Annotated in this window: 7 protein-coding genes, 1 rRNA gene and 1 riboswitch; of the genes, 2 read left to right on the top strand and 6 right to left on the bottom strand. The window is 54.6% G+C overall.

The genetic code is table 11. The features are described from left to right. The 3 genes from BMW97_RS21970 to btuB form a co-directional block, all read right to left on the bottom strand. Nucleotides 1–69: ribosomal RNA gene (locus BMW97_RS21970) — 16S ribosomal RNA — on the bottom strand; the annotation flags it as partial. Nucleotides 70–450: 381 nt separating this feature from the next. After that, entirely contained in the window at nucleotides 451–1302 is an 852-nt protein-coding gene (murI, locus tag BMW97_RS21960) for a glutamate racemase (RefSeq protein WP_045909133.1), read from the bottom strand. Next, complete coding sequence (btuB, locus tag BMW97_RS21955; protein ID WP_045909132.1) at nucleotides 1247–3094, bottom strand: TonB-dependent vitamin B12 receptor BtuB; 1848 nt, start codon at nucleotides 3092–3094, stop codon at nucleotides 1247–1249. The genes murI and btuB overlap by 56 nt, the downstream gene beginning before the upstream one ends. 65 nt (nucleotides 3095–3159) lie before the next feature. Then, nucleotides 3160–3336: riboswitch (cobalamin riboswitch) on the bottom strand. A gap of 104 nt (nucleotides 3337–3440) precedes the next feature. Between btuB and trmA the strand changes: the two genes are divergently transcribed. Further along, a complete protein-coding gene (trmA, locus tag BMW97_RS21950) occupies nucleotides 3441–4541 on the top strand; it encodes a tRNA (uridine(54)-C5)-methyltransferase TrmA (RefSeq protein WP_045909131.1) in 1101 nt (366 codons plus the stop codon). Between the two features lie 89 nt (nucleotides 4542–4630). On the opposite strand, the gene BMW97_RS21945 is transcribed toward trmA, so the two are convergent. Further along, nucleotides 4631–4990 carry a YijD family membrane protein gene (locus BMW97_RS21945; protein WP_008501783.1) on the bottom strand — a complete coding sequence of 120 codons (360 nt, stop codon included), beginning with the start codon at nucleotides 4988–4990 and terminating at the stop codon, nucleotides 4631–4633. 9 nt (nucleotides 4991–4999) lie between these two features. Further along, a complete protein-coding gene (fabR, locus tag BMW97_RS21940) occupies nucleotides 5000–5638 on the bottom strand; it encodes an HTH-type transcriptional repressor FabR (protein WP_008501784.1) in 639 nt (212 codons plus the stop codon). A gap of 196 nt (nucleotides 5639–5834) precedes the next feature. Here fabR and sthA point away from each other — a divergent pair, with 196 nt between their 5' ends. Next, entirely contained in the window at nucleotides 5835–7235 is a 1401-nt protein-coding gene (gene sthA / locus BMW97_RS21935; protein WP_008501785.1) for a Si-specific NAD(P)(+) transhydrogenase, read from the top strand. Here the strand turns inward: sthA and oxyR are convergent. Continuing rightward, complete coding sequence (oxyR, locus tag BMW97_RS21930; RefSeq protein ID WP_044597477.1) at nucleotides 7209–8135, bottom strand: DNA-binding transcriptional regulator OxyR; 927 nt, start codon at nucleotides 8133–8135, stop codon at nucleotides 7209–7211. The genes sthA and oxyR overlap by 27 nt on opposite strands. Nucleotides 8136–8180: the final 45 nt, after the last annotated feature.

The raw sequence follows: 8180 nt of genomic DNA, 5'->3' as shown, positions 1-8180 counted from the left end.
CCGCTCGACTTGCATGTGTTAGGCCTGCCGCCAGCGTTCAATCTGAGCCATGATCAAACTCTTCAATTTAAGTTTGATGCTCGTGAATTAAACTTCGTAATGAATTACGTATGTTCACTCAGAGACTTGGTATTCATTTTTCGTCCGAGGACGTTAAGAATCCATGTCACTTTGAGTGCCCACACAGATTGTCTGATAAATTGTTAAAGAGCAGTGCAACGCGGCTTTCGCTCACCGTTGCGAGGTCCCGTATATTACGTTTTCCTCATACAGAGTCAAGTGATTATTTTCGCTTTTCTCTGTTGGCGTTCATCTCTGAACCCCGCTAACCCGGCGGCCTGTAAGCCGTTGTTCCGTGTCAGTGGAGGCGCATTATAGGGAGTTCTCAGACGTTGACAACCCCTCTTTTAAAAAAAACTTTCAACCGTCTCTTTTTTGCTCAAAACCGTGCTATAGCGCCAGTTTTTCGAGCGTTTCAAAGCCATAACGGCGTAAAACGGGTAAAAGTTGTTCAGTTTCTTTTGTTAACGCCATACAAAACGCGATATTCGCATCGGTAGATTTCGCATCCGGGGCTTCATGCTCCAGCAACCATGCCGTACGACGGGCAATAGCCGCTCCGGAATCCACCAGACGCGTCCCCTCCGGCAGTACCTCTAATAGCTCTTCCAGGAGTAGCGGGAAGTGGGTACAGCCCAGCACAACGGTATCCGGGGGTTCGGGCATCCTCAGCCACGGACGAAGAATACGACGCAGCTCGTCGAGTGATACCGACTTGCCATGCAGCTTCGCTTCCGCCATCTCCACCAGCTCAGCCGAACCGAGCATCGCAATCTGGCATTCATTAGCGAAACGGTCGATCAGCTCGCGGGTATAAGGACGCTTTACCGTGCCTCGCGTGGCCAGCAAGCCCACAATGCCGTTCGCTGTCAGACGCGCGGCAGGCTTTATTGCAGGAACGACGCCCACAACCGGGAACTGGAATTTTTCACGCAGGGCGGGAAGAGAAACAGTGCTCGCCGTGTTACACGCGATGACGGCCAGCGCAAGGGGATAGCGCTTTTGTACCGCAGTGACGATTTCCACCACGCGCTCGACAATAAAATCTTCGCTCTTTTCCCCGTACGGGAAAGCGACGTTATCGAAAGCGTAGATGTAATGGAGATCCGGCAGGAGATGCCGAATCTCATCATAGACCGAAAGCCCACCGACGCCGGAATCAAACACCAGCACGGTGGGACGCGGATTAGAAGGTGTAGCTGCCAGACAAGGTGTATTCCCGTCCTGCAGTTTGGTAGCCATAAACTGTCTCGTAATCTTTATCGAACAGGTTGGCTATTTTACCACGAACTGTAAGGTGTGAGGTGACAGGATACGAAACTGCGACATCCCACAGGCTTACACCGCCCATTTTTACTTTCTCAGACGGGTAAGTACCAAAGTCAGTGTCGTAACGCGTACCGAGATAGTGATAAGTCAGGCTCCAGTCGAAATCATAGATCTGCGTGTCGAGCTGATATTTCACCTGCTGCTTAGCACGACGGTCCAGAAGTTCGTTGGTTGCGGCATTGCGGGCATCCACGTAGTCGTAGCCTACAGTATGCGTCAACGGCCCCGTGTCAAACGATGCTGTCGCTTCCACACCTTTAATGCGTGCTTTACCGACGTTGTAATATTGCTGGAGATTATTATCGAAGTCGATGAGATTATCAACGTCATTACGGTAGCCGGATACGCGCCAGCTCACGCCTGCCGTCAGGCCTTCAAACGCACCTTCCCACTGTTTGCTCTCTTCTGGATCAAGATGGTCATTGCCATAGAAACCATAGAGTTGACCCAGATTCGGTGCTTTATAGGCCGTACCATAAGAAGCAACGAAGCGGTAACCCTCCACGAACTCCCAGGCCGCACTGCTTTGCCAGGTGCCATGACGACCGAACTGAGAGTTGTCATCGCTGCGAACCGCTCCTTCCAGGGTGAAGTCACCAAACTGCTGCAGCCCGGTCAGGTAGACGCCGGTGTTACGCAGGTCGTAGCCGTTGGTCACGTAGTTTGTACCCGGCTCGGTGCTCTGCTTCTGCCAGTCAACGCCCGCGCCAATGTTCCCTTGGCCAACATCAACGGAGTTGAGCCACTGGACATTGTACTGCTTGATTTCATCCAGCGTGGCTGTCGAATCGTAGCGGCCTAAATTCGGGTCGTAGTTATAGTCCTTGCTGTGGCTATAGCTGGTGAGCAGCTGTGAATGGAAGATGTCATCATTGAAGCGCAATCCTGCATCCCAGGTCTGACTATAAAGCTGGCGGGTATCGACCAGTACGTCAGGGGTAAATGAGCTGTAGTAACCGTCGTAGGCAGTACGGTTGCTGTAGCCAAAGCCGCGAACAAAACCGCTCCACTGGTCTGAGAATGCGTGATCCAGTGCGCCGTAGAGCGTTTTATTCATAAAGCCGTCGCGATCGGTCTGGGCAAGGCCACCATTGTTGCCGTCCGCAACCACATCAAACCCTTTGGTATAGGTGTAATCACCCGCAAGCGTGACGCGTGTGCTGTCGCCCAGTGTTTGCTGAGTACTGCCACCATAATTCTGGTAGCCGTGCGAGCCTACGCCAGCATTCAGCGTGGTACCGTCCTTCGCGCGAGTGGTAATAATGTTTACGACGCCGCCGATCGCGTCTGAGCCGTATACCGCCGAACGCGGTCCACGAACATATTCGATTCGCTGTACCAGGGAGATTGGGAACTGGCTGAGATCGGACGACCCCGTGACGCCCGCCTGGTTAAGGCGGATCCCATCAACAAGGATCAGGACGTGGCTGGAGTTGGTGCCACGGATAAAGAGAGAAGAGAGTTGCCCCATCCCGCCATTTTGCGCCGTATCCACGCCGGGCAGGCGACGCATAACATCCAGGAGCGAGGTTGACTGCCAACGGTCAATATCGGCACGCGTAACAACCGTGTTTGCAGCCAGAATAGTTTTTTCAGGTTGTTCAAAACGATTTGCCGTCACCACCAACGAGTCTGCGCTATCCTGCGCCCAGCCCGAAAATGCCGTGACGGACAACGCCGTCAACAGCGATACTTTTTTAATCATTGTTAAAGCATCCACAATATAAGAAGGATGCCGCAGGCCTCATCGATAGCACGCGATGATGAAACCAAATGCGACGTGATCCCGGCAGGTCTTCGGGCTAGGTGGCTATATAAGGATGAAGACTTCCCATTTTCACAGTGTCTACAACGCTCATCCCGCCAGTCTTTACCGCTGCGCGTCAGCTCCAGATTTACACTGGATTCCCTTTTCACTCTCAGGAGACCGGAAACAGAATGCTACAATTAGACACGTATGGATGTCCAGACAGCTATTGGCCATTAAATCTGGACATCCCCTGAACAATCCCTACAATCGCCGCGTAATTCTTTATCACTCAGGACGCATCATGACCCCAGAACACCTCCCGACAGAACAGTACGACGCGCAGCTGGCAGAGAAAGTTGTCCGCCTGCAAAGTATGATGACGCCTTTCAACGCGCCCGTTCCCGAGGTGTTCCGCTCTCCTGTCAGCCACTACCGCATGCGTGCCGAGTTTCGCATCTGGCACGACGGTGACGACCTGTACCACATCATTTTCGATCAGCAGACGAAGTCCCGTATCCGCGTGGACAGCTTCCCGGCAGCGAGTGAGCTCATTAACCAATTAATGACGCTGATAATGGACGGCGTGCGTAACAACCCGGTACTGCGTAACAAGCTTTTCCAGATTGACTACCTGACCACGCAAAGCAATCAGGCGATTGTCTCCCTGCTGTACCACAAAGTCCTGAACGACGAGTGGCGCGAGCAAGCAGAAGCGCTGCGCGATGCGCTGCGTGCGCAGAACATCAACGTTCACCTGATTGGCCGCGCGACAAAAACCAAAATCATGCTGGATCAGGACTACATCGACGAGCGTCTGCCGGTGGCGGGTAAAGAGATGGTGTATCGTCAGGTCGAGAACAGCTTCACCCAGCCGAACGCTGCAATGAACGTGCAAATGCTGGAGTGGGCGCTGAAGGCGACGGAAGGATCAACGGGCGATCTGCTTGAGCTCTACTGCGGTAACGGCAACTTCTCGCTGGCGCTGGCGCGTAACTTCGATCGCGTCCTGGCAACGGAAATCGCCAAACCGTCGGTTGCCGCCGCGCAGTACAACATTGCCGCCAACCATATCGACAACGTGCAGATCATTCGTATGGCCGCAGAAGAGTTCACGCAGGCGATGAACGGCGTTCGCCAGTTTAACCGTCTGGAAGGCATCGATCTGAAGAGCTACCAGTGTGAGACGATTTTTGTCGACCCGCCGCGCAGTGGCCTGGACAGCGAAACCGAGAAGATGGTGCAGGCCTACCCGCGTATTTTGTACATCTCCTGTAATCCGGAGACGCTGTGCAAGAACCTGGAAACGTTAGGCCAGACGCACAAGGTTGAACGTCTGGCGCTGTTCGATCAGTTCCCGTATACGCACCATATGGAGTGCGGTGTACTGCTCACGGCGAAGTAATGTGGCCTTGTAGGGCAGGTAAGCGAAGCGCCACCTGCCAAAAAAGCCGGATGGCGCTTCGCTTATCCGGCCTACAATGACAAAAACCTTTACTCCGGTAACTGGCTTTTACGGCTACGCATGCGCGAGCCAATCCAGAACACCAGCGCCACAGACAGTACCGCAGGGAAGAAGTTAGAGCCGATATCCGGATACTCCGCGCGCACCACCGTGCTGTACAGCAATACGCCCAGAATAAAGCAGGCGGCGGCCAGCCCCGGTAACCCCACCGGCATGGTGCGGTTCAGGTAGCGTTGATGCAGGCAGTACACCGTCAGCACCAGCGCAATCAGCGGGAAAATCGAAAACGGCACGATGGAGCTAAAAATAGCGGCGAACGTACCATTAATGGATAAGCCAGCGATCAATGCCAGCAACAGCGTCCCTTTATCCTGACCTGACTGTTTCATTACTCACCTTCACTCTTCGGTTTGATGTGCCAGTTTCTCTTGTTCACGGCGATACCAGTAGTACGCGCCTTTGGAGATCATCCTGAGCTGCAATACCAGTCGCTCTTCAAGCTGCTTGCGTTGTTCAATGCTGACATCCAGCGCTTCGGCACCTGCGCTGAAAACAATCGTCACCATCGCCTCGGCCTGTGCTTCGGTAAACGCACGCGGCATATGGTTTTCGAGTTCAAGATAGTCGGCAAGTTCCGCGATGAAGTGCTGAATTTCGCGCGCGACGGCGGCACGAAACGCCGCCGACGTGCCCGAACGCTCGCGCAGAAGCAGACGAAACGCGTTGGGGTTATTGCCGATAAATTCCATAAAGGTCGACACGGAGGTACGGATCACGCTGCCCCCTTTGGCGATACGCTGACGCGCCTGGCGCATCAGCTGGCGCAGCATCAAACCGCTCTCGTCGACCATGGTCAGGCCCAGTTCATCCACATCACGGAAGTGACGATAGAAGGACGTTGGCGCAATCCCGGCCTCACGTGCGACTTCGCGCAGGCTCAAACTGGCAAAACTTCGCTCAGCACTCAGTTGACTGAATGCGGCTTCCACCAGCGAACGCCGGGTTTTCTCTTTTTGTTGTGCTCTTACGCCCATCACGATAGTTGAATCCTTCCAAAGGCCTGATGGCACTATACCAGAGAATAAAATTAATCTGTTTGCCTGGCTTTGTGAATGATTGTTTACGTGCGGTTTGTGCTCCACTGCCGGAAAAAAGCACAACGATAATTGGGTTACTCTGGCAATGATGTTATGATTCTGTTGCTTTTATGTATAAGAACAGGTAAGCCTTGCCATGCCACATTCCTACGATTACGACGCAATAGTTATTGGTTCCGGCCCCGGCGGCGAAGGCGCTGCTATGGGTCTGGTGAAACAGGGAGCCAGAGTAGCGGTCATTGAGCGCTACCATAATGTCGGCGGCGGTTGCACCCACTGGGGCACCATCCCTTCGAAAGCCCTCCGCCACGCCGTTAGCCGCATTATCGAATTCAACCAGAACCCTCTTTACAGCGACCACTCCCGACTTCTTCGTTCCTCCTTTGCCGACATCCTGAACCACGCGGATACCGTCATTAACCAGCAGACGCGCATGCGTCAGGGGTTTTATGAGCGTAACCACTGTGAAATTTTGCAGGGCAACGCGCATTTTGTGGATGAACACACCCTGGCACTCGAATGCCACGACGGGTCGGTTGAAACCATCACCGCTGAAAAATTTGTGATTGCCTGCGGTTCACGCCCATACCATCCGGCCGACGTGGACTTCTCGCACCCGCGCGTCTACGACAGCGACTCGATTCTCAGCCTGCACCATGAACCCCGCCACGTCATTATCTATGGCGCAGGGGTCATTGGTTGCGAATATGCGTCGATCTTCCGCGGAATGGACGTCAAAGTTGACCTGATCAACACTCGCGATCGCCTGCTGGCCTTCCTCGATCAGGAGATGTCGGACTCCCTCTCCTACCACTTCTGGAACAGCGGCGTGGTCATTCGTCACAACGAAGAGTACGAGAAGATCGAAGGCTGCGACGACGGGGTGATCATGCACCTCAAGTCCGGCAAGAAGCTGAAAGCGGACTGCCTCCTGTACGCCAACGGCCGTACCGGCAACACCGATTCCCTGCAGCTGGAAAATATCGGGCTTGAAACCGACAGCCGCGGTCAGCTGAAGGTCAACAGCATGTATCAGACCGCCCTGCCGCACGTTTACGCGGTCGGCGACGTCATTGGCTATCCAAGCCTGGCCTCAGCCGCTTACGACCAGGGACGCATTGCGGCTCAGGCGCTGGTGAAAGGCGAAGCGACGGCGCATCTGATTGAAGATATCCCGACGGGCATCTACACCATCCCGGAAATCAGTTCCGTAGGTAAAACCGAGCAGCAGCTGACGTCAATGAAGGTGCCTTACGAGGTGGGTCGCGCGCAGTTTAAACATCTGGCGCGGGCGCAAATCGTGGGGATGAGCGTGGGTACGCTGAAGATTCTGTTCCATCGCGAGACGAAAGAGATCCTCGGGATTCACTGCTTTGGTGAACGCGCCGCGGAAATCATTCATATCGGCCAGGCCATCATGGAGCAGAAAGGTGGTGGTAACACCATTGAGTACTTCGTTAACACCACCTTTAACTACCCGACCATGGCGGAAGCCTATCGGGTCGCGGCACTAAACGGCCTGAACCGCCTGTTTTAACGCGCTGTCAAAATGGCCATCCATCGCACCACGGATGGCCTCTGCCAGCTGCTCATATCGGCTGCGCAGCGGTGACCCAGGGCGATAGACCAGGCCAATCGTACGACGCGGCTCTGGTTTAATGCATGGCAAGTAGACCACGCCATCACGTTTACGCTCGTGCGGTACCGCCAGCGCAGGCAGCAGCGTAATACCGCTTCCCGCCGCGACCATATTACGCAGCGTTTCCAGGCTGGTTGCGCGGAAATGGGTATCCTCATCCGCACCCGCTTCGAAGCAGAAGCCCATCGCCTGATCACGCAGGCAGTGGCCATCTTCCAGCATCAGCAGCTTTTCACCCGCCAGATCGGCCATCGGCACGCGATCGCGGTTCGCCCACGGGTGATCTTCATAGATCGCCAGCATCATTGGCTCATCGAACAGCGGCACTTCAATAAAGGCTTCACTCTCTTTTACCAGTGCCAGAATGGCGCAGTCGAGCTTGCCGCTGTCCAGTTGTGCCAACAGCTGATGGGTTTGCGCTTCGTGCAGGTACATTTCGAGTTTCGGGAACGTCTGGTGCAGCATCGGAATGATGTGCGGTAACAGGTACGGGCCAACGGTTGGGATCAGGCCAATATGCAGCGGGCCGGACATGGCCTCCCCCTGCTGGCTTGCCATTTCCTTGAGCACTTTGACCTCGCGCAGCACGGTGCGCGCCTGATCCACCAGCAGAAGACCTGCCTGTGTGAACAGAACCTTACGACTGGTGCGCTCCAGCAGCATCACGCCCAACTCGTCTTCCAGCTTGCGGATCTGGCCGCTCAGCGTGGGCTGGCTGACGTGGCAGGAATCTGCCGCGCGGCGAAAGTGACGATGCTCGGCTAACGCTACCAGGTATTCAAGATCACGAATATTCATTATTCATCCTCCGTCGCCACGATAGTTCATGGCGATAGATAGCAT

This window comes from Enterobacter sp. NFIX58 (assembly GCF_900110475.1).
Taxonomy (GTDB): domain Bacteria; phylum Pseudomonadota; class Gammaproteobacteria; order Enterobacterales; family Enterobacteriaceae; genus Enterobacter; species Enterobacter quasiroggenkampii.
This window is presented reverse-complemented; position numbering and strand designations above follow the sequence as displayed.

Excerpts from the sequence above, each read along its gene's own strand:
- oxyR (WP_044597477.1), bottom strand. The coding sequence starts at position 8,135 with ATGAATATTCGTGATCTTGAATACCTGGTAGCGTTAGCCGAGCATCGT.
- sthA (WP_008501785.1), top strand. The coding sequence starts at position 5,835 with ATGCCACATTCCTACGATTACGACGCAATAGTTATTGGTTCCGGCCCC.
- trmA (WP_045909131.1), top strand. The coding sequence starts at position 3,441 with ATGACCCCAGAACACCTCCCGACAGAACAGTACGACGCGCAGCTGGCA.
- BMW97_RS21945 (WP_008501783.1), bottom strand. The coding sequence starts at position 4,990 with ATGAAACAGTCAGGTCAGGATAAAGGGACGCTGTTGCTGGCATTGATC.
- btuB (WP_045909132.1), bottom strand. The coding sequence starts at position 3,094 with ATGATTAAAAAAGTATCGCTGTTGACGGCGTTGTCCGTCACGGCATTT.
- murI (WP_045909133.1), bottom strand. The coding sequence starts at position 1,302 with ATGGCTACCAAACTGCAGGACGGGAATACACCTTGTCTGGCAGCTACA.